Annotated in this window: 21 protein-coding genes, 2 riboswitches and 1 other annotated feature; of the genes, 15 read left to right on the plus strand and 6 right to left on the minus strand. The window is 31.5% G+C overall.

Annotated features, from left to right (window positions below):
• Nucleotides 1-11 precede the first annotated feature (11 nt).
• The 4 genes from era (at nucleotide 12) to F553_RS0103295 (ending at nucleotide 2,925) form a co-directional block, all read left to right on the plus strand.
• Complete coding sequence (gene era / locus F553_RS0103280; RefSeq protein ID WP_018998983.1) at nucleotides 12-908, plus strand: GTPase Era; 897 nt, start codon at nucleotides 12-14, stop codon at nucleotides 906-908.
• Nucleotides 909-928: 20 nt separating this feature from the next.
• Nucleotides 929-1,606: a DUF502 domain-containing protein gene (locus F553_RS0103285; RefSeq protein ID WP_018998984.1), complete on the plus strand. Its 678-nt coding sequence runs from the start codon at nucleotides 929-931 to the stop codon at nucleotides 1,604-1,606.
• A 26-nt stretch (nucleotides 1,607-1,632) separates the two neighbouring features.
• Nucleotides 1,633-2,373: a DNA repair protein RecO gene (gene recO, locus F553_RS0103290; protein WP_008538138.1), complete on the plus strand. Its 741-nt coding sequence runs from the start codon at nucleotides 1,633-1,635 to the stop codon at nucleotides 2,371-2,373.
• A gap of 129 nt (nucleotides 2,374-2,502) precedes the next feature.
• On the plus strand, nucleotides 2,503-2,925 hold the full coding sequence (locus F553_RS0103295; RefSeq protein WP_018998985.1) for a universal stress protein: 423 nt from the start codon (nucleotides 2,503-2,505) through the stop codon (nucleotides 2,923-2,925).
• Nucleotides 2,926-3,000: 75 nt separating this feature from the next.
• On the opposite strand, the gene priA is transcribed toward F553_RS0103295, so the two are convergent.
• The gene (gene priA, locus F553_RS0103300; RefSeq protein ID WP_018998986.1) at nucleotides 3,001-5,427 is read right to left on the minus strand and encodes a primosomal protein N'; all 2,427 of its coding nucleotides are present in this window, start codon (nucleotides 5,425-5,427) and stop codon (nucleotides 3,001-3,003) included.
• Between the two features lie 248 nt (nucleotides 5,428-5,675).
• Between priA and F553_RS12175 the strand changes: the two genes are divergently transcribed.
• On the plus strand, nucleotides 5,676-5,942 hold the full coding sequence (locus F553_RS12175; RefSeq protein ID WP_018998987.1) for a hypothetical protein: 267 nt from the start codon (nucleotides 5,676-5,678) through the stop codon (nucleotides 5,940-5,942).
• Nucleotides 5,943-5,991: 49 nt separating this feature from the next.
• On the opposite strand, the gene metK is transcribed toward F553_RS12175, so the two are convergent.
• The 3 genes from metK to clpB form a co-directional block, all read right to left on the minus strand.
• Nucleotides 5,992-7,176: a methionine adenosyltransferase gene (gene metK, locus F553_RS0103310; protein WP_018998988.1), complete on the minus strand. Its 1,185-nt coding sequence runs from the start codon at nucleotides 7,174-7,176 to the stop codon at nucleotides 5,992-5,994.
• Between the two features lie 96 nt (nucleotides 7,177-7,272).
• A riboswitch (SAM riboswitch) is annotated at nucleotides 7,273-7,377 on the minus strand.
• A gap of 140 nt (nucleotides 7,378-7,517) precedes the next feature.
• Nucleotides 7,518-9,404 (minus strand): glutamine synthetase, encoded by a 1,887-nt coding sequence (locus tag F553_RS0103315; protein WP_018998989.1) that lies wholly within the window; start codon nucleotides 9,402-9,404, stop codon nucleotides 7,518-7,520.
• A gap of 435 nt (nucleotides 9,405-9,839) precedes the next feature.
• Entirely contained in the window at nucleotides 9,840-12,428 is a 2,589-nt protein-coding gene (gene clpB / locus F553_RS11645) for an ATP-dependent chaperone ClpB (protein WP_018998990.1), read from the minus strand.
• Nucleotides 12,429-12,679: 251 nt separating this feature from the next.
• Here clpB and F553_RS0103325 point away from each other — a divergent pair, with 251 nt between their 5' ends.
• Nucleotides 12,680-13,189 (plus strand): DNA-deoxyinosine glycosylase, encoded by a 510-nt coding sequence (locus tag F553_RS0103325; protein WP_018998991.1) that lies wholly within the window; start codon nucleotides 12,680-12,682, stop codon nucleotides 13,187-13,189.
• Between the two features lie 59 nt (nucleotides 13,190-13,248).
• Here the strand turns inward: F553_RS0103325 and lepB are convergent, their stop codons facing one another.
• Together lepB and rplS are read right to left on the minus strand one after the other, a co-directional pair.
• On the minus strand, nucleotides 13,249-13,785 hold the full coding sequence (gene lepB / locus F553_RS0103330) for a signal peptidase I (protein ID WP_018998992.1): 537 nt from the start codon (nucleotides 13,783-13,785) through the stop codon (nucleotides 13,249-13,251).
• Between the two features lie 75 nt (nucleotides 13,786-13,860).
• Complete coding sequence (gene rplS, locus F553_RS0103335; protein WP_008538128.1) at nucleotides 13,861-14,202, minus strand: 50S ribosomal protein L19; 342 nt, start codon at nucleotides 14,200-14,202, stop codon at nucleotides 13,861-13,863.
• 163 nt (nucleotides 14,203-14,365) lie between these two features.
• Nucleotides 14,366-14,472: riboswitch (TPP riboswitch) on the plus strand.
• A gap of 71 nt (nucleotides 14,473-14,543) precedes the next feature.
• On the opposite strand from rplS, the gene F553_RS0103340 reads away from it, so the two are divergent.
• From F553_RS0103340 to cas6, 9 genes are all read left to right on the plus strand, one after another.
• Nucleotides 14,544-15,770 (plus strand): cytosine permease, encoded by a 1,227-nt coding sequence (locus F553_RS0103340; RefSeq protein WP_018998993.1) that lies wholly within the window; start codon nucleotides 14,544-14,546, stop codon nucleotides 15,768-15,770.
• Between the two features lie 82 nt (nucleotides 15,771-15,852).
• Nucleotides 15,853-16,024: a binding site (T-box leader), on the plus strand.
• Between the two features lie 66 nt (nucleotides 16,025-16,090).
• Nucleotides 16,091-16,969, plus strand: coding sequence for a glycine--tRNA ligase subunit alpha (gene glyQ / locus F553_RS0103345; RefSeq protein ID WP_008538126.1), 879 nt, complete (start codon nucleotides 16,091-16,093; stop codon nucleotides 16,967-16,969).
• A 2-nt stretch (nucleotides 16,970-16,971) separates the two neighbouring features.
• Entirely contained in the window at nucleotides 16,972-19,029 is a 2,058-nt protein-coding gene (gene glyS / locus F553_RS0103350; RefSeq protein WP_018998994.1) for a glycine--tRNA ligase subunit beta, read from the plus strand.
• A 272-nt stretch (nucleotides 19,030-19,301) separates the two neighbouring features.
• On the plus strand, nucleotides 19,302-21,785 hold the full coding sequence (gene cas10, locus F553_RS0103355) for a type III-A CRISPR-associated protein Cas10/Csm1 (RefSeq protein ID WP_018998995.1): 2,484 nt from the start codon (nucleotides 19,302-19,304) through the stop codon (nucleotides 21,783-21,785).
• A gap of 6 nt (nucleotides 21,786-21,791) precedes the next feature.
• Nucleotides 21,792-22,187 (plus strand): type III-A CRISPR-associated protein Csm2, encoded by a 396-nt coding sequence (csm2, locus tag F553_RS0103360; protein ID WP_018998996.1) that lies wholly within the window; start codon nucleotides 21,792-21,794, stop codon nucleotides 22,185-22,187.
• On the plus strand, nucleotides 22,187-22,882 hold the full coding sequence (gene csm3, locus F553_RS11650) for a type III-A CRISPR-associated RAMP protein Csm3 (protein ID WP_018998997.1): 696 nt from the start codon (nucleotides 22,187-22,189) through the stop codon (nucleotides 22,880-22,882). Before csm2 ends, csm3 begins: the two co-directional genes overlap by 1 nt.
• Complete coding sequence (gene csm4, locus F553_RS0103370) at nucleotides 22,882-23,904, plus strand: type III-A CRISPR-associated RAMP protein Csm4 (protein WP_018998998.1); 1,023 nt, start codon at nucleotides 22,882-22,884, stop codon at nucleotides 23,902-23,904. The genes csm3 and csm4 overlap by 1 nt, the downstream gene beginning before the upstream one ends.
• A complete protein-coding gene (csm5, locus tag F553_RS0103375) occupies nucleotides 23,897-25,081 on the plus strand; it encodes a type III-A CRISPR-associated RAMP protein Csm5 (protein WP_018998999.1) in 1,185 nt (394 codons plus the stop codon). Before csm4 ends, csm5 begins: the two co-directional genes overlap by 8 nt.
• Before the next feature lie 2 nt (nucleotides 25,082-25,083).
• Nucleotides 25,084-25,854 carry a CRISPR system precrRNA processing endoribonuclease RAMP protein Cas6 gene (gene cas6, locus F553_RS0103380; protein WP_018999000.1) on the plus strand — a complete coding sequence of 257 codons (771 nt, stop codon included), beginning with the start codon at nucleotides 25,084-25,086 and terminating at the stop codon, nucleotides 25,852-25,854.
• Nucleotides 25,855-26,408: the final 554 nt, after the last annotated feature.

A 26,408-nucleotide genomic window follows, 5' to 3' on the forward strand; every position in this document is an offset into this window, starting at 1 on the left:
GAGTTAATTTTTTGGAGAATAAACATTTTAAATCAGGTTTTGTAGCAGTTATTGGTAGACCAAATGTAGGAAAATCTACATTGATAAACAGTCTTATTGGACAGAAAATAGCGATAATGTCTGATAAACCACAGACTACACGCAATAAAATTATGTGTGTATTGACTACAGATAATGAACAAGTAATTTTCTTAGATACGCCAGGTATTCATAAACCTTTGCATAAATTAGGTGAATACATGGTAAAAGCAGCAGAAGGCACATTAAAAGAAGTTGATGCTATTTTATTTGTAGTTGATGCTACTGAAGATTTAGGTGGCGGTGAACGTTATATTATGGAACGTTTGCAAGCTACAAAAAAACCAGTTATTTTGATTGTAAATAAATTGGATTTAATTGATAGACAATCCGTATTGCCGATAATTGAAAAATATATGAAAGCATATGATTTTGCAGGTGTAGTGCCAATTTCTGCTAAAGAAAAAATGAATTTGGATAGCTTACTTGCAGAATTAAATAAATATTTACCAGAAGGGCCACAGTATTATCCAGCAGATACAGTAACTGACCAACCAGAACGTTTGATAGCTGCGGAAATGATACGTGAAAAGGTACTTCATTTGACTCGTGATGAAATACCACATGCTATAGCTGTAGATATTGAGGAAATGAAATCCCGTGCTAATGATAAAGTTTATATTCGTGCAACTATCTATGTTGAACGTGAATCACAAAAGGGAATTGTCATTGGTAAACGTGGTGCATTATTAAAAGAAATAGGGGCATTAGCTCGCAAAGATATCGAGACAATGCTTGGCTCTAAAACTTATTTAGATTTGTGGGTAAAAGTCAAGAAAGATTGGCGCGACCGCAGTAATGTACTTCGTGAATTAGGTTTTAGAGATTGATAAAGGAAGACGTGCTTAACATGATGAATAGATTATCACATTATTTTATTAATGGGCTTATAGTATTAGTACCAATTGTTATAACTTATTTTGTAATTGCTACAGTATTTGCTTTAGTAGAAGGTATTGTAGAAAGTTATATACCACTTAAATTTCCAGGTGCAGGTGTAGCCTTATTAATTATCGTTATTTTAGTTGCTGGCTGGATAACATCAACTTGGACATGGGCTTCTCAGCGAATTATCAGCTATTTTGAAACAGTAGTAGATAAAATTCCAGTTGTAAAATTTATTTACAATAGTGTTAAGCGTGTTTCTACAATGTTATTTGAATCAAAAACGATGTTTAGTCAAGTCGTTTTAATTCCTTATCCACATCCAAATGTAAAAACTATTGGATTTTTAATGCCAAAACCATCATCATTACTTGCTCCATATTTAAGTAAAGATGAAGAATATGAATCTGTATTTTTACCATGGAGTTTAAATATGACTTCTGGATTTAATGTATTTGTACCTAAAAAAGATATAATTTATGTGGATATCTCTGTAGAAGATGCTTTTCAATATATATTGACAGCTGGTGGTGTAATGCCAGGTGCTGATGTAAAAGCAGATTTAGCAAAAATACAAGAAGTTAAGGAAAAAATGGAAAAAGCTCAACAAGAAAAAAATATAGATTCTGTTGAAAACAAGTAAAATATTAAAAGGGAAAATAAACTAATATGGCTATTTATACAACAGAAGTATTAGTTTTAGGTGTAAAAAATTGGGGTAACGCAGATAAAATCGTTACCCTTTTATCACCTACTTATGGAAAAATAACAGCAGCAGCATATGGTTGTCGACGTCCTAAAAGTCCATTAGCAGCATCTATGCAACCTTTTTCATGGTTAGATATTCAATTATCTAAAGGCGAAAAGATGGATACAGTTCGCCAGTGTGAACATAAAGGATTTTTTTCTGATTTATATGAGGATTTGACGGCAATGGCATATGCTTCTTTTATTGCAGAATTAGCTAAAGAATTATGCAGTGAAGATGAGCCACAAGCAGAGATTTATGAAAAATTATTAAAGATTTTGCCTTGTCTAACAAAATTTAATCCTCGTATTTGTGCTTTAGCTAGTGCTTATCAGATTTTTGAATATACTGGCTGTCAACTTCATTATAGTCAGTGTGCATTATGTGGAAGTAAAATTGAAGGAGATTGTCATTTTGATGCCATGCAAGGTGGAGCAATCTGCACATCTTGTAGTCAAGGAAAGCAGATAAATTATCCAGCTTCTGTAAGATTATTTATAGAACATCTTTTACATTTAGATTGGGACAATCCACCTAAATTTCAAGTAAAAGGTATTGATTTGATAAATGCTGAAAAAATTCTATTAGATTATATACAATCCTTAATTGGTAAGCCTTTTAAATCGCTTACTTTTATTAAGCAAGTTACAAGTTTATCGTAAATAAATTTTATAAAAATATTTGCAAAATTTATTCAAAAAAGCAGGATTTTTAGCTATATATGCAGAATATAATTAATATAAAATAACTTGAAAATATATTATAATCAAGGCACCAAGGAGGGTTTGGTTATGGATAACGTAAAACGTATTTTAGTTCCAATCGATAGCTCTGAAATTGCTGAACGTGCTATGCAACAGGCTATAAAAATTAATCGCTTTAATGAAGCAGAAGTTCATATTTTATATGTAGCAGATATTAATAAGTTAGCAATTAATGCTTATTTGTCTGGTAACGTATTGATTGAAATTGAAAAAGCAGGTCAACGCATTTTAAATGCAGCAAAAGAATTGTTCCCAGAAGGAATGAAAATTGTTTGTGCATATAGAACTGGAGACCCAGCTGAAGCAATTAGAGATTATGAAAAAGAAATTTCTGCAGATTTAATTGTTATGGGTAGTAGAGGTTTAGGTCTTGTACGAGGTGTATTGCTTGGTAGCGTAAGTAAATATGTGTTAGAACATGCCAAATGCCCAGTTTTGATTGTAAAATAATATAAATATTAATTAAAAAACTAACCCCAATAATTAGTACATTCTAGTTATTGGGGTTTTTGTTTTGTATTGAATTTAATTTGTATTAATAGGGTTAATATCCACTGTTATATTTTTATCAATATCTACTTTACATTCACGCAAATAATTTCGTAAGGTATCTAAATAATTTGTTTTTAATAGTAAATTAAAGCGATACATTCCTTTGAAATTTGCGATTAAAGATGGAGCAGGGCCCATGACAATAATATTTTTATTATCTTGAAATTTATCTTTGATGAGTTTTTTTAAATTTTGTGCTTTAGTTAAAGCATTTTCTTCATTTTCGTCTTGAATTATTAATTTTATAAGCTGACAGAAAGGCGGATAATACATAGCTTTACGCAATAAAATTTCTTCATTATAAAAATGATTATAATCTTGTTGAATACCGCATTGTACAGCATAATGTTCTAAATTATACGTTTGTACGATTACTTGTCCACGTTTATTTTTTCTACCAGCACGACCAGCCGTTTGAGTTATTAAACCAAAACAACGTTCGCCTGCTCTAAAATCTGGTAAATTTAGGCTAGAGTCTGCACTTATGATGCCAACAGCTGTTACAGTAGGTATATCATGACCTTTAGCGACCATTTGTGTACCTAATAAAATATCATATAGACCAGCTTTAAATTGCCTTAAGATATCTAAATGAGCGAATTTTTTGCCAGTAGTATCTCTATCTAAGCGAATTATTCTAGCTTGAGGAAATAAAGTGGATAATTCTTCTTCAAGTTTTTCTGTTCCTGAGCCGAAAAATTTAATATATTTACTATTACATTTTGGGCAGATAGTAGGAACAGTTTCGGTGATATCACAATGATGGCATTGTAAAATACCACGGCGATGATAAACAAGTGGTAAACCGCAGTATTTGCATTTGATAACATGACCGCAAGCTCTGCACATTACAAAAGTAGAAAAACCTCTGCGATTTAACATGATGATAATTTGTTCTTTTTTAGCTAGAGTATCTGCAATTAATTCTTTTAGTTTTAAAGAAATAATTTTTCGATTGCCCATGCGTAGTTCTTCACGCATGTCCACTCCTTCAATATATGGTAAGGGGAGGTTATCTATTCGATTAGGCATTTTTAATAAAACATATTCGCCTATTTGCGCTTTGTAATAACTCTCTAAAGAAGGTGTAGCACTACCCATGATTAAAGTAGCATGATAAATTTCAGCCATTTTTTCAATGATATCATGACTGTGGTATCGAGGTGATTCATCTTGCTTATATGAAGGATCATGTTCTTCGTCCATTACAATTAAGCCTAAATCTTCAAATGGAGCAAATAATGCTGAACGAGCTCCAATGATGATACCTACTTGTTTCGTGCGAATTCGCCAAAATGTATCATTTCTTTCTCCAACGGATAATCTACTATGAATAACAGCGACATCATCAGTAAAATATTCTTTAAAGGAAGTTACTAATTGCCCTGTAAGGACGATTTCAGGAACTAATATAAGGACTTGTTTACCTAAAGCACGTGCTTTTAAAGCCATTTCTATATAGATTTGAGTTTTGCCACTACCTGTAACGCCATATAGTAAAAATTTTTGCTTTCCTTGATGTTGAGCTATTTCTATATTTTTTAAGGCTGTCATTTGCTCTGATGTTAGCTTTTTATTTGTATTTTGTTTAGTAGTTATTTGGTGATAGCTATCTCGCAATATTTGTTTCTTTTCTAATTTTATATAGTCTAAATCAGCAAGTGCTTTTAACGTAGGTAGAGAGATTTTTTCATTTGCTAAATCTTTAGTAGAAGCTTCTTTTATTTTAGCTAAATATAATAGAGCTTTTTTTTGAGCTGGTTTATTTTTTAAAGTTGCTAAAATATCATCATTAACTGTTACATTTAAAGAAGCATAAGTGATATAAATTTTATTAGCTTTTGTTTTATAAGTATAATCTCGGATAATTAGTTTTTTGGCGATGAGTTTATCTAATAAAGAAGATAAATTATCAATTGTGCTGAATTTATGTCGTAAAGTCAATAAATCAGTATTTTTTTGTAGAGAAAGATATTCAAGCAAAGATATTTCAATTGCTGATAGTTTATTTTTAGGGAATAAATCATATTCTTGTTGGTTGATATTAAAAATAGGGCGAATTTGTACACTATTTTTTCCGGGGATAAATAACCGCATAGTTTCGCCTAAAGAACATAGATAAAAATCAGCCATCCATTTGGCGGTAGTATACATTTGAGGTGTAAACCAAGCTTCCGTATCAATAATATCTTTGATTTCTTTTAATTTAGTTATATCTATATTATGTTCATTATTTGCATATATTTTAATAATAAAGCCTTCCATAATTCTATTGCCGAAAGGTACTAAAACACGACAACCTTCTTTTAAAATATCAAATTTCTCAGGAATTATATAAGTGTAAGCCTTAGCAATACTTTTAACGGGAATATTAATATATATATCTGCAAGTTTTTTCATATAATCACGTACCTAATCAAGTAATATGTTTATATTATAATATATCTATTTAATTTTAGAAAATAAGAAAATATGAGAGAGGATATTTTATATGTATTACAGAATTTTATAATTAAAATAATTTGCGTGAAGGAGAATTTTTATGAATCCATTATTAAGAAGATTATTGCTAATTATATTGGGAATATCGATAGCATTTTCGTTTTTATCGTTTTTTTCGGCAAAATAGATTGAAAGGAGATTTTATAATGTTAAAAAACAGAATTAAAAAATCTATTGGTATTTTAACTATGGCATGTTTCTTAGCAACACCTATTAGTTATGTCATAAGTGCAAATACAACAGAGGCTGCTCCACCACCTCCACCTAGACATAGGATGGCACCACCTCCACCACCACAGCATAAAGCACCAGATTGGAAAAAAGCACCACCACCTCATCAAGACAGATGGAAGCCGGCACCTAAAAAACAAGATCCACCGCCTCCACCACCTAGACATAGTCGTCATAGATAAAATAAAACCTCTGATAAATAATTTATCAGAGGTTTTTTATATAATATTATTATAAACCAGCTTGTTTTCTTAATGTTTCAGCTTTATCAGTATGTTCCCAAGGAAGATCTACATCTGTACGACCGAAATGACCATAAGCTGCTGTTTGAGCATAAATTGGACGGCGTAAGTCTAATTCTTTAATGATACCTGCTGGGCGAAGGTCAAAGTTATCATTTACAAGTTTTGTGATAACGTCTTCAGCTACTTTATTAGTGCCAAAAGTATTGATGCTGATAGATACAGGTTTTGCAACACCAATAGCGTATGCTAATTGGATTTCACATTTATCAGCAAGACCAGCAGCTACGATATTTTTAGCTACATAACGAGCGGCATATGCTGCAGAACGGTCTACTTTTGTTGGATCTTTACCGGAGAAAGCTCCGCCACCATGACGAGCCATACCACCATAAGTATCAACAATGATTTTGCGACCAGTAAGACCAGTATCACCTTGTGGACCACCGATAACGAATTTACCAGTAGGATTGATGAAATATTTTGTTTCAGCTGTTAAAAGTTCAGCAGGAACAACAGGTTTAATTACTTTTTCCATGAGGTCTTGTTTAATTTGTTCTAAAGTAACATCTGGGTCATGTTGAGTGGAGATAACAATAGTATCTACAGCAACAGGTTTACCATCTTCATAAACAACTGTTACTTGAGTTTTACCATCTGGACGAAGATAAGAGAGTTCACCAGATTTTCTAACTTCAGTAAGACGACGAGCGAGTTTATGAGCTAAAGCGATAGGAAGAGGCATATATTCAGGAGTTTCATTTGTAGCATAACCGAACATCATACCCTGGTCACCAGCACCGAGATCTGTTTCGTCTGCTTCGCCTTCTTTTGCTTCTAAAGATTTATCTACACCCATAGCAATATCAGGGGACTGTTCATCAATAGATAAAGAAATACCACAAGTATCGCAGTCTAAACCGAATTTTGCACGAGTATAACCGATATTGCGGATAGTTTCACGAACGATAGATGGAATATCTACATAGCAATCAGTGGATATTTCACCAGCTACATGGATTTGACCAGTCATAGCGAAAGTTTCACAAGCTACACGACCATTTGGATCTTTGGCTAAAATTGCATCTAAAATGCTATCAGAAATTTGGTCTGCTACTTTATCAGGATGACCTTCAGTAACAGATTCAGAAGTAAATAATACTCTGTTGGACATTTAGGAACCTCCTAGTATATTTTTTTATATCTTAACAATTAAAAAATAACATAAAAAAAACTCTCTAAACTTAAACGCGAGAGAGTTTATATCCATCTCTCATCTTCTAAGTAAAACTTAAAGGATTTGGCACCGTTTGATAAATGCTCAATGGTTGCCGCAACGTCATTGGGCCAGTCCCTCAGTTGCTCTTGATGAGTTATTCTATATAATTGCTAATCATTATCATATAGAAAAAATAGATTTTTGTCAATATCTTTGTTATAAAAATAATTTATCATTCTAATCTAAAATATAAATAAGAAGGCTCCTAAAAATAGAAGCCTTCTTGGAGAATTTTATTAAATCATATTGTTTCTATAAGTTGCATAGAGTTCTTTTAATTCTTCCATTTTATCATACATTTCTACCTGTAAGCTAGAAGCTGTAGCAAAATCTCCAGAATTTAAAGCATTGATTAACTGAGTGAATAAGGATTTATTATCGATGCTGTCTTTAGCAAGATAATAACGAATGCGGTTGAGTTTATTCCAGTTGTAAGAATCTTCATCAGTTACATATGCAGATTTAATTTCTTTAAATTTGCTGATAAGCATACGATTTTCAGGAATAATACGGCTGATAAGTTCAGTTTTCCAACGAATTAATTCACCTTCAACAAATGCATCGATAATTTTATCGCTGAATGCTTTACCTTCAGTTAAAACTGCACGTTTTTCAGGATATTTTTTCAAGTTAGAGAAGTTTTCCCAAACTGTTGCAGGATGTACACCAAAACGTTGATGACGTTCTTCTTCAGTATAATCTTCAAATACATCATCTTCAGCACGATAAGCACGGTCTTTTTCTAAGTAACCAGCATCATCACCTACATCTTTGGAGATTTCAGCAAGTAATTCAGCAGTAGTTTTAGTAACAGCGTATTTAACACCATCAAGGATAGATGTATAAATAGCAGCAAGTACAAGGTAAGTATTTGTATATGGATTACAAGCACGAAGTTCAAAACGAGTAGCTTTTGGATTATTGATATCACGAATAAGACCAGCTAAAATTGTACGGTTACGAGATGGAACTTCTGGGTTATGACCTAAAGAAGTAACTATACATACAGGAGCTTCAAAACCTGGTTTTAAACGATTTAAAGAGTCATTAGTTGCGGATACAAATGGGTTGATAACTTCATAGTTTTTAAGTAAGCCCATGATAGCACCATAACCTACAGCACTCATATAATCTTTTTTCATATCAGTTGGTGCGAATAAGTTTACGAAAGAACCATCATTCATAATAGCACCCATACCGAAATGAGTATGTTCACCATTACCAGCAAGACCGATCATAGGTTTTGCTTTGAAGTTTACTTCAAGACCATTTTCACGGAAGATTTCTTTTACAAGGATACGAACAACAAGTTCATTATCAGCAGCTTGAAGTGCATCAGCGAATTTCCAGTCAATTTCTACCTGTTCGCAAACATGAGTCATATTACCATCAGTATCCATATGACCTTTCATACCACCAACTTCTTTATGACCCATTTCAGGGGAAAGACCATAAGCTTCAAGAGCTAACATGCACTGTTCAAGAGCTGTACGAACAGCACCGCGTGTACGTTGCCAATATTGTTCTTGCATAACCTGAGATGCGGACATTTCAGGGATATCTGCTTCACTAAGTGGAGTTTTTACCCAGAATTCAAGTTCAGTAGCGGAAGTAAATACGATATCTTTTACATCTGCGCCATTGATGTGTTCTAAGCCGGAGATTTTAGCATTATTTTTAAAGAGGTCTAATAAACCTTTTTTTACATAAGTTAAAGTGTTAGCTAAGATGGAACGGGAGTCTACAGCTTTGCCATCATGAATAAGAGCTGCAGGAATACGGAGAGTACCAACTGGTTTACCGAGTTCATCATCATAGCTTTCGATATTGTAATCAACAAACCAATTAACAGTAGGATCAATTGGCATATCTACTTTAGCATTATTTAATGTAGCAATACCTGTTAATACTACAGAAGAACCATCTGTTTGAACAGCAGAGCCATTATAGAAAGAGTCAATATCTTCAAGAAAAACTCTCATAGGAATTTTTTCATCAGTATCATTACCAGCTAAATCGATACCTACTAAAGAAACAAATTTAATTTCAGGATGTTGTTTCAATGTAGCAATAATATCTTCTTTTTTAGAATTTGCAGGGATAACATATAATAAATCGTTCATTAAAAGACCCACCTTTTATTTATTAACAAAAATTTATGTAGCAACTAAAAAAAGCCGTATGAAAACAATTCTGACTACATTAATAATATAATATCCCCCTAAAAATATAAAATTAAAATAAACTAATAAGTTAATTTATATATTTTTTAGACTGAAACAATTACAATACTAATGTACAGATGTCTCATATGGCCCCATTGCCTTTGCTGTTCTGTTTTACGTGATTTATAATATCATATTCAAAAGTGTTTGTCTAGTAGTTATTTTTTATTTTTAATTGTAACATTGTATTTTTATTGTTTATTTTTTGTAAAAAGTTGTTAAATATTTAAAATAGCTTAATATTTTTATAAAAAAATACACCCTAAAAGATATACAATAAATACCTTTTAGGGTGTATAGATTAATTTTATTTAAAGATTATTTATTTAAATATTATGCTTCCATTTTACGAATTGGATTAAATGTGAATTCTTCACCGTTTACATTAATATCTACAGTGTCGCCTTCTTTGATATTACCTTTGATGATTTCTTTACTTAGTTGAGTTTCTACAGTATGAGATAATAATCTACGAAGTGGACGAGCACCAAAGTTTGGTTCAAAACCTTCATCTGCAAGTTTAGTCAAAGCTTCATCAGACCAAGAAAGTGAAATATTAACTTGATGTTGTAGACGTTTATTGAGATTTTCGAGCATGATGCGAGCAATTTGACGTACTTGTTCTTTAGCTAAAGCTTTGAATACGATAATATCGTCAACACGATTTAAAAATTCAGGACGGAAATAATCTTTTAAGATATCGCGTACTAATTTTTCAGCTGTAGCAAAATCTTTTTGATTTAAGATTTCATGACTGCCTAAGTTTGAAGTCATAATGATAACAGTATTTTTGAAGTTTACAACTCTACCTTTACCATCAGTTAAACGACCATCATCTAAGATTTGTAATAATACATTGAATACATCACGATGAGCTTTTTCGATTTCATCAAGTAAAATTACGCTATATGGACGACGACGAACTGCTTCAGTGAGTTGACCACCTTCATCATAGCCAACATATCCTGGAGGAGCCCCGATTAAACGAGCTACAGAATGTTTTTCCATATATTCGCTCATATCGATACGAATGATACTGCGTTCATCATCAAATAGACTTTCAGCTAAAGTTTTTGCAAGTTCAGTTTTACCTACACCAGTAGGGCCGAGGAAAATGAAAGAACCGATTGGACGATTAGGGTCTTTGATACCAGCACGAGCACGGATGATAGCTTCACTTACGGCTTTTACAGCTTCATCTTGACCGACAACACGTTCATGAAGAACATCTTCTAAATGCACGAGTTTTTCTCTTTCACCTGTGAGCATTTTAGTAACAGGAATACCAGTCCAACGACTTACTACTTGGGCAATATCTTCTTCAGATACTTCTTCTTTTAAGAGACGATTGCCTTCTTCATCATGAACAGCTTTTTCCATTTCTTCAAGTTCTTTTTGAAGTTGTGGTAATTTACCGTATTTGATTTCAGAAGCTTTGGCATAATCGCCACTGCGTTGAGCTTTTTCCATTTCAGTATTGGCACTATCCATTTCTTTTTTGATAGCACGTACACGAACAATACCTTGTTTTTCTTTATCCCATTTTGCTTTTAATTCATTTTCTTCATTTTGTAATTTAGTTTTTTCATCAATGAGTTTAGCAAGTTTTTCTTTAGATGCTTCATCAGTTTCTTTATTTAATGCTTCTTCTTCTATTTGTAATTGCATGATTTTACGACGCAATTTTTCAATAGGTTCTGGCATAGATTCGATTTCAGTACGAAGTTTAGCAGCAGCTTCATCAACTAAGTCGATAGCTTTATCTGGTAAAAATCTATCGGAGATATATCTATCAGATAATACAGCTGCAGAAACAAGTGCATTATCACGAATTCTTACACCGTGATGAACTTCATAACGTTCTTTTAAGCCACGCAAGATAGAAATAGTATCTTCTACAGATGGCTGACCTACCATTACAGGTTGGAAACGACGTTCAAGAGCTGTATCTTTTTCAATATATTTACGGTATTCATTTAAAGTAGTAGCACCAATACAGCGGAGTTGTCCACGTGCTAACATTGGTTTTAATAAGTTACCAGCATCCATAGCACCTTCAGTTGCACCAGCACCTACTACAGTATGAATTTCATCGATGAATAATAAAATCTGTCCATCAGATTTAGAGATTTCATTTAATACAGATTTTAGACGTTCTTCGAATTCACCACGATATTTAGCACCAGCGATTAATGAACCCATATCGAGAGAATATAATGTTTTATTTTTTAGAGATTCTGGAACATCACCTGCTACGATACGGCGAGCTAGACCTTCAACGATAGCAGTTTTACCAACACCAGGTTCACCGATTAATACTGGGTTATTTTTAGTACGACGAGATAAGATTTCGATAGTACGGCGGATTTCTTCATCACGGCCAATAACAGGGTCGAGTTTACCAACTCTTGCCATAGCTGTTAAATCACGACCGTATTTTTCAAGTGATTTATAACCACTTTCAGGATTATCACTATTTACATTTTGTTTACGTTCTGATTTGATTACAGATTGAATTTTATTTTGATGTAGATTAAATTCTCTACATAATGCTTGCATTTCGTCATCACTATCGCTGACAATAGCTAATAATAAATGTTCTGTGCTTATATATTCATCGTTCATGTTTTCAGCTAGTTTTGCTGCTCTACCTAATACACGAACCATTTCTGTACTCATGCCTAAACGACTTTGACCTTTTACGCTAGGAATTTTTTTGAGTATTTGTTCTAATTTTGCTTTGAGCATAGGTAAATCTACTCTACATTCAGCAAAAATAGTAGCAAGTAAACCTTCTGGTTCTTTAATCAAAGCAGAAAGAACATGAGCAGATGTAATTTCTTGATGATAGCGAAGTGCTGCTTCTTGCTGTGCAGATTGCATAGCTTCTAAAACTTTTTGTGTATATTTTTCTTCACCCATGATTTATACCTCCAAGTCATGATGAGTAACATTTCGATTAATAATATTATAAAAACAATAATACAGTAAACATAAATACTAAAGTAATAATTTATGTTATACTTTAGTTTCATATTTGCTTACAAAACATATTATAAAAGCTAAAAGTCAAATTGTCAAACATTATTTTGACTTTTTGACATTTATTTTTAAAAATTTTTTATCTATACTAAAAATCTTTATATTATAATAAGATAGAGGTGATTTTATTTATGGAAAGACTCATAGGATTTGCCCCATCTATTGATGAAAATTGTACAACTATTATCTTAGGTTCAATGCCAAGTGTGAAATCTTTGGAACAGCAACAATATTATGCTCATCCTCAAAATAGATTTTGGAAATTAATGGCTATATTTTTTAATGAAGGAATAATACCAACTATTTATCAAGAGCGATTAGAATTATTGAGAAAAAATCATATTGCTCTTTGGGACTCCATAGATTCTTGTATTCGAGAAGGTAGTTTAGATAGTGCTATTTGCGATGAAGTGCCAAATGATTTTAAAGCTTTATTTGCCAAATATCCTAAGATAAAAACTATTTGTTTTAATGGTGGGAAATCTTTTCAGTGCTTTAAGAAATATAATAAAGATATTTTAAAAGATGAAACATATACTTTTTATACTTTACCATCTACAAGTCCAGCAAATGCTAAATTTCGTTTGCCGATGCTTCAAGAAGTTTGGCAACAAGCTTTAACTAGACATATAAATAAATAGATTTTATAAAATAAAAAAGGTACCTACAAAATAATTTCATAGGTACCTTTTCGTTATTATCATGGTAATGTTCTTAATTTATCAAGTGGCCAGAAGATGAGTATTGCTTTACCTTTGATTAAATCAAATGGTACCATGCCTACATCAGCGAAACGACTATCTTCGGAATTATTGCGATTATCGCCCATTACAAAGATATGTCCTTCTGGTACAGTAGCCAGTGGATAATCTCCTCTAGTTGTGCTTAAGATATATGGTTCATTTTTTAATTCACCATTTACATAAACATGACCATCTTTGATTTCAATAGTATCTCCAGGAATTGCAATTACACGTTTGATAAAATCACGGCTAGGGTCTTTTGGATATTGGAATACCAAGATATCACCGCGTTCAGGGTCATGTAAATTATAAATAAATTTATTAACGACTAAACGCTCTTGATTTTGTAATGTCGGACGCATAGAAGGTCCATCAACTAAATATAATTCTACTACAAAATGACGAATGAATAAGGCTAAGACAACAGCGATAGCTATAGAAATAACCCAATCTTTAATTTCACTACCTAAAGATGACTCTTTTTTATCAGCCATGATAATCCTCCCTCTACTAGAACATACTAATAAAACAAAAGGGACTTGCCATAGGCAGTCCCTCTTATGAAGATATTAGCGTCTTTCTTTAATACGAGCAGCTTTACCAGTAAGGTTACGAAGATAATAAAGTTTTGCTCTACGAACAATACCTCTACGAGTAACTTCGATTTTTGCAAGGCGTGGGGAATGTACTGGGAAAGTACGTTCAATACCAACACCATAAGAAATTCTTCTTACTGTGAAGTTTTCACGAACGCCAGAACCTTGGCGAGCGATTACAACACCTTCGAACATCTGAATACGTTCGTTGGATCCTTCAACTACTTTTACATGTACGCGAACGCTATCGCCAGGGATAAATTTAGGGATATCGTTACGTAATTGTTCCTGTTCTAAAGCCTGAATAATATTCATTATTTTTCCTCCTTAATTCAAACGTTCATATAAGAATATCTCACAGCGGACCGTTTGTTGCATACTAGGTTATTTTATCATATAAAAATGGGCTATGCAATATATTTTTTGGAGATTTTTCGAGAATTTGACAAATATTTTAGGATAATTTATATTAAAGGCAGAATATGAAAAAGGGAGCTTGTAGACAGGCTGAGAGGAAGTTGTGAACTTCGACCTATGACCTGATTTGGATAATGCCAACGTAGGGAAATATTAGTTTGATTACGTATTTTCAAGGAAATGGCATGGCTATTTCCTTTTTTATTTTTAAATATTTTTATTTTTTATGAGGTGATTTTTTGTCTACATTTTTTACATCAACAAATAATTCTAGTTTTAATGTATCATTGATTTGGTTTGGTACAGCAGTTTCTGTGGCTGAAATCATGACGGGAACTTTTTTAGCACCACTTGGCATGAAAGATGGATTTTTAGCTATTTTAGTAGGTCATGTAATTGGCGGAATTATTCTTTACTTAGCAGGGATTATCGGTGCTAATAAACGTTGCAGTGCTTCTGAAAGTATTAATTTATCTTTTGGTAAGTTGGGTTCTGTTAGTTTCTCTCTATTAAATACTATTCAATTAATAGGTTGGACTTCTATAATGACCATCATTGGGGCACAAGCTTTCAATAAATTAATGGCATCTTTATGGAATATGGGAGAAAATACTATTTTATGGACAATTATCATAGGTCTTTTTCCTTGCATTTGGATTTTTAGTACAATGGATTTTGTAAGTAAGATAAATAAAGTAGTAATGCTTTGTTTATTGCTTGCTTCTTTATATTTAGGTTTTGGGGCTGTAGTTTCTGCAAATGAAGTGGTAACTTCTTTAGATGAAAGTATGAGTTTTGGCATGGCGGTAGAATTGAATATTGCTATGTGTTTATCATGGATGCCAGTTATTTCAGATTATACAAGAACACTTAAAAATCAATCTACAGGTACATTGAGCTGTGTAGTGGCATATTGTTTTGGCAGTATTTTAATGTATACAATTGGCTTAGGTAGTGCTGTTCATTATGGTATAACAGATATTTGTGATATTTTCATGTTATCTGGATTGGGTGTTATTTCTTTAGTTGTTATTTTATTATCTACAGTAACAACTAATTTTATTACGATAAATTCTTCAAGTATTTGTTTAAATCATATTAGTAATCAATTAGATGTAAAATATACAGCATTTTTTGTATGTATAATTTCTACATTGCTTGCTATTTTCTTATCCATGGAACAATATGAAACTTTCCTTTATTTTATAGCAGCAACTTTTGCACCGTTATTTGCTATTGCTTTTTCTGAATATTTCTTTAGTCATAATATTTATCATCAAAATTCATTTATCACTGGTAAAAATTGTCTTTTATGGTTAATTGGTTTTATAGCTTATGAATTGTTGATTGATTATAGCACTTTTATTGGGATTACTGTGCCAGTTATGTTAGCTATAGCCATTATTAATATTTTTGTTAATCAATTGATTGGAGCAAAAAAATTTAGTTTAAATAAGAGATATTAAAAGTATTTTATTATTTAGCTATAAATCTAAAAGTAAACAACATAAATATATTGACAAGGATTTTTTCTTTTGCTAGACTTTATGTACAGCAATGAACTAGAAAAGTAACTTTAATCAGCGAGTAGTGATGGTGTAAGACTACAAAAAGTGAATGGCACTAGGGAGCTTTATAATAATAAATAACATTCTAAAGAGGACTTAAATATATTTAAGTCAATCAGGGTGGAACCGCGGGAATACATCTCGTCCCTGTAACATTTTGTTGTTACATGGGCGAGATTTTTTATTTTGTCGCCCATGAATATCAAGGAGGTATATTTATGACATTTCAGGAAATTATCCTGACTTTGCAGGAATTTTGGTCTAAGCAAGGCTGTATTTTAGCTCAACCTTATGACGTGGAAAAAGGTGCAGGTACTATGAACCCTTCTACATTTTTACGTGTACTTGGCCCTGAACCTTGGCATGTAGCATATGTAGAACCATCTCGTCGTCCAGCTGATGGTCGTTATGGTGAAAATCCTAACCGTTTATTCCAACATCATCAATTTCAGGTAATTATGAAACCATCTCCTGATAATATTCAGGAACTTTATTTACAGAGCTTAGCAAAACTCGGTATTAATGAAAAAGAACATGATATCCGTTTTGTTGAAGATAACTGGGAATCTCCAACACTTGGTGCTTGGGGTCTTGGTTGGGAAGTTTGGCTCGATGGTATGGAAATCACACAGTTTACTTATTTCCAACAAGTAGGTAGTGTTGATGTAAAACCTGTAGCTTCTGAAATCACTTATGGTCTTGAACGTATTGCAATGTATATTCAAGAAAAAGAAAATGTTTATGATATTGATTGGAATGGCACATACACTTATGGTGATGTATTCCATCAAAATGAATTTGAACAATCCACTTACAACTTTGAACTTGCAGATACTGCTCTTTTATTTGACCTTTTCGATAAATACGAAAAAGAAGCTGTTCGCGTAATTGAGCTTGGCTATGTTCATCCAGCATATGATTATGTATTGAAATGTTCTCATACATTTAACTTGCTTGATTCTCGTGGAGCAATCAGCGTATCTGAACGTACAGCGTTTATTTCTCGTGTACGTAATCTTGCTCGTCTTTGTGCTCAATGTTATTTAAAACAGCGTGAAGAACTCGGCTATCCTCTCTTGAAGAAAGGAGCAAAATAATAATGGCTAAAGATTTATTATTAGAAATTGGTACAGAAGAAGTTCCTGCTCATTTTATGCCAGGAATTTTAGCTCAATTAAAAGAAAAAGCAACTGCAAAATTTCAAGAAATGCGTCTTGATTTTGATGAAGTAACAACTCTTGGTACACCTCGCAGAACTGCACTTTTAGTAAAAAATCTTGCAGAAACTCAACAAGGTGCATCTAGTGAATATAAAGGCCCATCTACTGCTATCGCTTTTGATAAAGATGGCAATCCTACAAAAGCAGCTATCGGTTTTGCTCGTGGTAAAAAAGTAGATGTTGCTGATTTAGTAGTAAAAGATGGTTATGTATATGCTGTTTCTAGCGAAGAAGGCAAACAGACTGTAGAACTTTTACCTACTTTATTAAAAGAATTGGTAGAAGGTTTGAACTTCCCTAAAAATATGCGTTGGGGCGATTTAGATTTCCGCTTTGTACGTCCACTTCGTTGGCTCGTAGCTTTGTATGATGAAGAAGTAATTGATTTTACAGTAGCTAATGTAAAATCTGGTCGCGTATCTCGTGGTCATCGTTTCTTAAGTGAAGGCGATTTCACAATCAATAAAGCAAGTGATTATGAACAAGCTTGTAAAGATGCATTCATTATTGTAGACCAAGAAAAACGTCGCGATATCATCAAAGCACAGATTGAAGAAATTGCAAAAACTCATAACGGTCATGCAGAAATCACTGAAGATTTATTAGAAGAAGTAATTTATCTTGTAGAATATCCAACAGCACTTTGCGGAACTTTTGAAGATAAATATCTTAAATTACCAAAAGAAGCAGTAATGACTCCAATGAGAGATCATCAGCGTTATTTCCCTGTTTTAGATGATAATAACAATTTATTACCATTATTTATCACAGTTCGTAACGGTGGCGATTATTGCTTAGATAAAGTACAGCATGGTAATGAACGTGTACTTCGTGCAAGACTTGCTGATGCTCAATTCTTCTTTGATGAAGATAGAAAACATAGTCTTTATGATTATGTAGAAAAATTAAAAACTGTAGTATTCCAAGAAGGTCTTGGTACAATTTATGATAAAGCTAATCGTTTAGCAGAACTTTCTGCTTTCATTGGCGAAAAAGTAAATGCTACAGAAGCTGAAATAAAAACAACTAAACGTGCTGCAATCTTAGCAAAAGCTGACCTTGTATCTGCTATGGTTTGTGAATTTACTGAACTTCAAGGTATCATGGGTCGTGAATATGCACTTTTAGATGGTGAAGGTCAAGAAGTAGCAACTGCTATTTATGAACATTATATGCCACGTTTTGCAGGTGATGCAGAACCAGCTAGCGTAGCAGGTCGTCTTGTTTCTTTAGCTGATAAAATGGATAATATCGTAGCTACATTTAGCCGTGGACTTGTGCCAACAGGTTCTCAAGATCCATTTGCACTCCGTCGTCAAGCTCTTGGCATTGTGCATACAATCATTGAAGCAAACTACACTATTTCTATCAGTGAAATTGCAGATAAAGCAATGGATTTACTCAATATCACTGATAGTGAAAAACGTGCTGAAATCCAGAAAAATGTAGCAGAATTCTTCACTTTACGTCTTAAAAATGTACTTGGCGATAACGATGTTCGCTATGACATTATTGACGCTGTACTTGAAAATGCAGATGAAGTTGCAGGCACTTATGCTAAAGCTTGTGTAACAGCTCAAGAAATCGCTTCTGGTGTATTAAATGATGCAATTCAAGCTTTTGTACGTGTAGGTAACATCAGCAAAAAAGCAGAAAATAATGTTATTAATGAAGCATTATTTACATTAGATGAAGAAAAAGCTCTTTATAATACTTATGTAGCAGTAGCTAAAGATGTAGAAACTGCTTTAAATAATAAAGATTATAAAACAGCTATTGATAAAATGCAGGAACTCACTGCACCAATCAATAATTTCTTTGATAATGTAATGGTTATGGATAAAGACGAACAAATTAAAAATAATCGTCTTGCACTTCTTAAAAATATTGATACACTTATTAAATCTATTGCAGATTTCGGTAAAATCGTATTATAAGAATGATTGATAAAAGGCTAGGTAGTTAAATGTTAGGTTTAACTATCTAGCTTTTTGTTATTAAAAATGAAACTAAATAAAACAATAAAAAGACTTGTTATAGTTATTTTTCTATAGCAAGTCTTTTTTTGTAGATATTTACTAATGCTAAAATCAGAGAAAAAAGCAGGATTTATATAATATGGTGTTTAAAAATATAAAGATGAGTTGTAAATTCTATTGATTTGGGAAAATGAATTATAGATTTAATTTAAAAAGTAGAGGATATATAAATGAAGGAAAAAGAAATTTTAATCAAAGGTGCTTTACTGCATGATATAGGAAAAGTATGTTATCGTACGGGTAAAAGGATAAATCATTCTAAATTAGGTGGAGATTTTTTAGAGCAGTATTTAAAACCAAATGAAGAGGCAGAGCGTTTATTGAATTGTGTGAGATATCACCATAAAGATTATCTTCAAAAAGCTAAATTAGATAAAAATGATTTAGCATATATTGTTTATGAAGCAGATAATATTGCTTCAGGCATGGATAGACGAGAAAATGAAGGAGAAGAAAAGGGTTTTGATCCGAAATTAAATTTGGATAGTATATTTAGTGTTTTTTATAGTGATAAAAAAATACAAGTAGCAAATAAATATTTTTTAATATATAAAGATATAAATAAATCATTCAATTATCCACGAACAGATATTTCTTTGGCAACGAATAGTAATTATGAAGCTTTATTGAATAAGATAAAATCACATTTTATCACAAAAGATATAAGTCAGATATCGATAAATCAATTATTGCAAATTCTAGAAGAAGGTTTTTCATATGTACCATCGAGTACAAATAGAGCAGAAGTTTGTGATATTTCATTATATGTTCATTCAAAAATAACATCAGCAGTGGCTAGTTGTATGAAATTATATTTTGATGAACAACAGATACAAGATTATAAAAAATATTGTTTTAATAGTGGCAGTAAAATTTTTAGAAATGAAAAAATATATCTTTTAATTTCTGGTGATATATCAGGTATACAGGATTTTATTTATACTATTCCATCAAAAGGTGCTTTGAAAACCTTGAGAGGTCGCTCACTTTATATTGATTTATTATTAGAAGAATTTATAGATGAATATTTAGAGCAAATAGGACTATCAAGAGCAAATGTATTATATTCTGGTGGAGGGCATTTTTATATTTTAGCTCCGAATATAGAAGATACAAAAAAAGCTATAGATAAATTACAAGCAAAGATGAATAGATGGCTGATGGAAAATATAGGCATTAATCTATATTTAGCTATCGGTACGGCTGAATGCAGTGCTAATAATTTGATGAAATCTGAAGCTCAAGGAAATTTATTCGCTATAGTTAATAAAAAATTAAAAGATGATAAAACTATACGATATAGCAAAGATGAAAATTTTTTAGAGCATATATTTAATGTAGAAAAGGAAAAAGATACAGCTAAAAAAGAATGTAATATCTGTCATAATTTAGTGGATAAACTTTGGAAATATAATAGTGATGAAGAAATTGCTTGTGAATTTTGTCTGAATTTATATAAATTAGGGCAAGATATATTGACACAAGATTTAGTTTTTGTCATCAGTGAGGAAAAAATAGATGGTGGCATCAAAATTTTTGGCAAAGATAAAGATTTATATATGTATGCTGTAAATATAGAAGATATAGATATGTTTAAAGGAAAAATCCTGCGTATTTATAGTAAAAATAATCTTTTAGAAAGTGATTTGGCTATACGTTTATATTTAGCAGATTATAGTGCCAAAAATGAAAATGATGAGGTCATGACTTTTGATGATTTAGCTAAGAGTAGTTGTAAAACAGATAAAGGTATAAAAAGATTAGGCGTATTGCGATTAGATATAGATGATTTAGGTATAGCTTTTAGCAGTGGTTTTGTAAGCGATAAAGATAAAATAGAAGATAATTTAAGATACGCTACCTTATCTCGCTATGCGGATTTATCAAAAGATATATCTATGTTTTTTAAAGTGGCGATAAATAAAATCTGTGCTGGCGATTTAACAGGGTGTGTAGATTTTGAAGAGAAAGCTTTCAATATTTTTGGCATAGCTAAAGCCCCAAAACGCAAGGTAAATATTATTTATGCTGGCGGTGATGATTTATTTTTAGTCGGTGCATGGGACGAAGTATTGGAAGTAGCAATAGATATAAATAGAGCTTTCAAACAATTTACTAATGGAAGATTGACACTTAGTGCAGGTATGGCAATGTTTAGCCCGACATATCCTATTAGTAAGATGGCAGAGATTGCAGGTTTATTAGTACAAATGAGTAAAAATAGGAAAGATAAAAATAGCATAGCTTTATTTGGTATGGAAACGAATTTAAAAGCAAATGGTAAGCCAGAGTGTAAGCATATATATACATGGGTGGATTTTGAGATGAAGGTCTGCAAAGAGAAGATGAATTATTTATTAGCTCGTCTTTCTTTTGATGGTGATAAATTTAATAAATTATCTGTAGGAAAGAGTTTAATTTATAGATTGATGGATTTAATACAATTAGCAGATGAAGATAAATTGAATATAGCAAGATTTGCTTATGTATTGGCGAGAATGCAACCTAAACAAGATAAAGATGAGCAAAAAAGAAAAATATATGAAAATTTTGTAAGTAAAATGTATCAATGGATAAATAATAATGAAGATAAAAAGCAATTAGCAACTGCTTTAAATTTATTAGTATATTATTTAAGAGATAAAAAGGAGTAAATATTTATGGAAAATATAGTGGATAAAGCGGAATTAGCAATAAAATCTATACGTAAACCAAATAAAAAAAATCATGATAAATTAGTTATAGAGCTAAAAACTAATCAAATAAGAAAAATTTTGACAGCGGTGAATATCTTAAAAAATAAAGTAGATATCTATAAAATAGCTAATCCTCAAGCAAAAAAATTAGATGAAGAATTGCAAATGGAAATAGAATTTTTGCGTGTGAATATGTCTTATCAAGCAGGTAGAGATAATTTAGTTAGGGAGTTTATAGAAAAAGCAGATTTATTGAATATGGTAAAAGACATCAATGGCGATATAAAAGCTTTTGAGAATTTTTGTAGATATATAGAGGCTTTAGTGGCATTTCATAAATTTTATGGAGGACAAGAATAATGATGAATATACAAGGACAAAGACAATTACAGGGGAAATTATTTATTACGGCAAATTTGAAACTCATAACAGGTATGCATATAGGGGCAAATAGTGATTTTGCACCTATTGGGGCGGTGGATAGTCCATTTATTCGCGATTGTCTGACTCATGAACCAATTATTCCTGGTAGTTCTTTGAAGGGAAAAATTCGCACTTTATTAGCTAAGAGTAGATGTAAAAATTTAATTTTAAATAATATAGATGACGATGATGAAGTGATATCGCGTTTATTTGGTTCAGCAGGGAAAAAAGGAGCTTGTTTTGCAAGATTGCAGTTTTTTGATTTATTTTTGACTCGTGAAAGTGTAGAAGTATTTAAAAATCTCGATACAGATACGTATATTGGCGAGATAAAATGGGAAAATACCATAGCGAGATTGACAGGTTCGGCAAATCCTCGTCAGATTGAAAGAGTACCCGCTGGGGCAGAATTTGAATTTAAACTTGTTTATAATATTGAAGATGAAGAGCAGATAGATGAAGATATGAAAATTTTAGCTCAAGGTTTTCAATTATTACAGATGGATTATCTTGGCGGACATGGTTCTCGTGGATATGGTAGAGTGAAATTCAGTGATTTTAAAGTTAAAGCTATAAATAAGAAAATTGATGCTGATGAATATGAATATTTTTTTGAAGGGAAATGTTCATAATGAAATATAGAGCTTATTTTTTAGAGTTTTTGACACCTGTGCATTTTGCGGATAATAATTTTGGCGGAGATTTAGAAAAAGCTAGTTTTTATTGTAGTGCAGATACTTATTTTAGTGCCATTTGTTCAGAAGCTAATTTAATTTCTAAGGAAATACTACAAAGCATTATGGAAAAATTTGAGCAGAGAAAATTAGCGATATCCAGTTTATTTCCTTATTATTATTTTGCCTCAAATGATGATTTACAATTATATTTGCCAAAGATATATTTATCTGTGGATAATTTGTCGAAGCTAGACTCTTATTCTGAACAGAAAAAATACAGTAGATTATGGAAGCAAAATGATAAAGAAGATTTTATCCGCATTAGTGAAATTAAAAATTGGCTACAATCTATAAATGATAAAGAAGTATATAGCATAGATAATCCTATTTTTGCCATAGAAAATACAATGGAAAAAGTAGCTTGTAGAGGTCAAGAGCCTTTACCTTATTTTGTGAATAGCTATAAATTCAATGATAATGCAGGATTGTATTTTATCTTGGGTTATGAAGATGATGTTGACGCTATTATTATGGAAAAAATAATAGAAAGTCTAGGTTATAGTGGTATTGGTGGCAAAAAAAGCAGTGGTTATGGTAAATATAAATTTTTTAGAAATCCTAAAATTTTAAATGGAGAAATTAGCAAATATAGAGATGTTTTGATTTTAACTAAAATGATAAATATGGATATGAGTGTAAATAGGGGCAGAAAATTATGTATAGCACCATTATTGCCTAGAAAAGAAGATGTAAAATATATATCTGTTGGCAATTATAAGATTGTAAAACGCAGTGGTTTTATCTATGACCAAAATACACATAATAAGAAGCGAAAAAATAATCTATATATGTTAGCAGAAGGTTCTTGTTTGATGAAGTATTTAGAAGGCATGATGCTAAAAGAAGAATATGAGGGCATATCTTATCCTATTTATCGAAATGGTATGGGTATGTTTGTGGGGATAGATTATGAATAATACGAATTTGATAGAATTTAATAAAATGTATCTGGATATCATCACACCTGTCAATATAGCCAGCAATGAAAAGTTAAATACTACAGATTATATATATGATAGTAAAAATCAAGTAGCATATTTTTTAAATCCTTTGTTGTGGCATAAATTTATTTATATGAAAAAATTATTTCCTGCTTATATGGATTTTATCAATGATAAGACTAAACCACGAAAAATATTATATAAATGGTTGATAGAGCAAGGTTATAATATCGAGGATATAAAAGAAGTCGTAAAATATAAATTAATCGCACATGAAAATATAGATAAGATAAGTAAAGATAGTTTAAATGATATTATTTTGCAGACAAAATTAATAGATGGCAGAGCTTATATACCAGGTAGTACGCTAAAAGGCTTGATAAGAACGGCTATTTTATATGATTTATTGCAAAAAAATCCGCATTTAAAACAAAGACTTTGGCAAAGTTTGGAAAGAGCTATAAATGGTAATAAATCTTATGATGAAATAAAAAGGGTTGAAAATAATTTAAATAGATTATTGACGGCTGAAATAGAAGGTACAGGAAAGAGAGAATATACGAAATACGATAAGAAAAGTACAAAAATTGAGTATTATAATTTTATGCAGGGAATAAAATTAAGTGATGCTATGGCAAAGACAGAGCATAATAACTTAGTTTTATTGAAAAAAATTGATTTAGCAGTGAAAGATAATTATATAAAAGAAAATTCGCTAAGTGTTTATCGTGAATGTATAGAGCCGAAGACGAGATTTTATTTTGATATGCAGATAGAAAAAAGATTTACGCAAAAGTTAAATATAAATTCAGCAGAAGATATTTTAATAATGATACAAAATTTCTTTGACGCTAGTAATGAATTATTATCATCTGCTTTTGGCAAAGATTATGGATTTTTATTTAATGATGCGAACTTAGGTAATACTTATATCGGTGGTGGTACAGGCTTTTTGACGAAAACTCTAGTGGCTTATCTAGCACCTACAAAGATGAAAGCAAAAGAATTTATCAGTAGATATTTAAATATGAAATTCAAACAAAGAGTAAAGCCTGGTATAAGAGATACGAAGATTGCGCCACGAACATTGAAAGCTACAAAATATAATGGAAAATTGACTTTGCTAGGTATAGCGAAGATAGGTAAAGTATAATTATGTTGAAAATAATTGAGATAGTATTAAAAGCTAAAGCTGATGAAAAAATACAAAAGACAGAAAAATCTTTGGCGTCAATTATGAATGATATTTTGATGCAATATGTAGACGACAAGTATAGAGAATATTTATCTATGCAGATGATAAAGCCATATACGCAATATATAATAAAAGATATAGAGGCTGAAGATATATATTATTGGCGGATTGCAACACTAAATCAAGAAGCTACAGAAAATATAGCTTATAGATTGATGGATAAATTGACGAAGGAAAATTGTGAGTTTATAACAGCTGATAAGATAGTATTTCAGATAGAGAAGAAAAGTTATATTCATAGTGCTACATATAAGCAATTAGTAACGAAATATTTTACACGTAGATTGAAAAGTAGCTATATTGAATTTAACTTTTTGACACCGACTTTATTGTTTGGCGAAGAAGACAAAATGATTTGTCAACCGCATGATATAATAATGAATTTAGTCGCTATCTGGAATCTATTTGCCATTGATGAAAAATTGTATGAACAAGATTTAATTGAAAATCTAGCACAAGAAATACAGCTAGATGATTATGAAGTCGTTTTAAGACCACAGCTGATAAATGGCAAAAAAAGACCTACATTTCAAGGAAAATGTAGGTTTAGTTTAAAAAATAATATAATGGCAAATAAAATAATCTTAATGCTGGCAGAATTTTCTCAGTATACATCAATAGGAGTAAATACTCATCTAGGTATGGGAGCAATACAGATAAAATTAAATTAAAGCAAAATAAAAAGGCTTGTTATAGAAAAATAACTATAACAAGTCTTTTTTTGTACAGTATCTGTTGATATTTATCAGGTGAATTTTCTGGAAGTGGAAACATGATACTAATGTTTTCGTACAGTATCTGTTGATATTTATCAAAACATAAATCAACATAACGGAGGTTTTTATAATGTTTTCGTACAGTATCTGTTGATATTTATCAGACGAAGACTCAAAAAGCGTATACTATATTGATTAGTTTTCGTACAGTATCTGTTGATATTTATCATTATGCTAACATAGTTAAAGAAAAATCTATTCAAGTTTTCGTACAGTATCTGTTGATATTTATCAAACAGCAGGTATTGCAGGCATAATAACGGTTTCATAGTTTTCGTACAGTATCTGTTGATATTTATCGTCATAATATATTATAACTGATTTCAGCATATTAGTTTTCGTACAGTAACTGTTGATATTTATCCCGCAAATATTAAAAAGAAGGGCAAGAAGGCTCAAGTTTTCGTACAGTAACTGCTGATATTTATCCCCTTAAAGATTAAGGTTTA

It is taken from the genome of Megamonas rupellensis DSM 19944, from assembly GCF_000378365.1.
GTDB classification, from domain to species: domain Bacteria; phylum Bacillota; class Negativicutes; order Selenomonadales; family Selenomonadaceae; genus Megamonas; species Megamonas funiformis.

Coding starts and splice junctions, on each gene's coding strand:
- F553_RS0103285 (WP_018998984.1), top strand. CDS start 929: ATGATGAATAGATTATCACATTATTTTATTAATGGGCTTATAGTATTA.
- recO (WP_008538138.1), top strand. CDS start 1,633: ATGGCTATTTATACAACAGAAGTATTAGTTTTAGGTGTAAAAAATTGG.
- F553_RS0103295 (WP_018998985.1), top strand. CDS start 2,503: ATGGATAACGTAAAACGTATTTTAGTTCCAATCGATAGCTCTGAAATT.
- priA (WP_018998986.1), bottom strand. CDS start 5,427: ATGAAAAAACTTGCAGATATATATATTAATATTCCCGTTAAAAGTATT.
- F553_RS12175 (WP_018998987.1), top strand. CDS start 5,676: ATGTTAAAAAACAGAATTAAAAAATCTATTGGTATTTTAACTATGGCA.
- metK (WP_018998988.1), bottom strand. CDS start 7,176: ATGTCCAACAGAGTATTATTTACTTCTGAATCTGTTACTGAAGGTCAT.
- F553_RS0103315 (WP_018998989.1), bottom strand. CDS start 9,404: ATGAACGATTTATTATATGTTATCCCTGCAAATTCTAAAAAAGAAGAT.
- clpB (WP_018998990.1), bottom strand. CDS start 12,428: ATGGGTGAAGAAAAATATACACAAAAAGTTTTAGAAGCTATGCAATCT.
- F553_RS0103325 (WP_018998991.1), top strand. CDS start 12,680: ATGGAAAGACTCATAGGATTTGCCCCATCTATTGATGAAAATTGTACA.
- lepB (WP_018998992.1), bottom strand. CDS start 13,785: ATGGCTGATAAAAAAGAGTCATCTTTAGGTAGTGAAATTAAAGATTGG.
- rplS (WP_008538128.1), bottom strand. CDS start 14,202: ATGAATATTATTCAGGCTTTAGAACAGGAACAATTACGTAACGATATC.
- glyQ (WP_008538126.1), top strand. CDS start 16,091: ATGACATTTCAGGAAATTATCCTGACTTTGCAGGAATTTTGGTCTAAG.
- glyS (WP_018998994.1), top strand. CDS start 16,972: ATGGCTAAAGATTTATTATTAGAAATTGGTACAGAAGAAGTTCCTGCT.
- cas10 (WP_018998995.1), top strand. CDS start 19,302: ATGAAGGAAAAAGAAATTTTAATCAAAGGTGCTTTACTGCATGATATA.
- csm2 (WP_018998996.1), top strand. CDS start 21,792: ATGGAAAATATAGTGGATAAAGCGGAATTAGCAATAAAATCTATACGT.
- csm3 (WP_018998997.1), top strand. CDS start 22,187: ATGATGAATATACAAGGACAAAGACAATTACAGGGGAAATTATTTATT.
- csm4 (WP_018998998.1), top strand. CDS start 22,882: ATGAAATATAGAGCTTATTTTTTAGAGTTTTTGACACCTGTGCATTTT.
- csm5 (WP_018998999.1), top strand. CDS start 23,897: ATGAATAATACGAATTTGATAGAATTTAATAAAATGTATCTGGATATC.
- cas6 (WP_018999000.1), top strand. CDS start 25,084: ATGTTGAAAATAATTGAGATAGTATTAAAAGCTAAAGCTGATGAAAAA.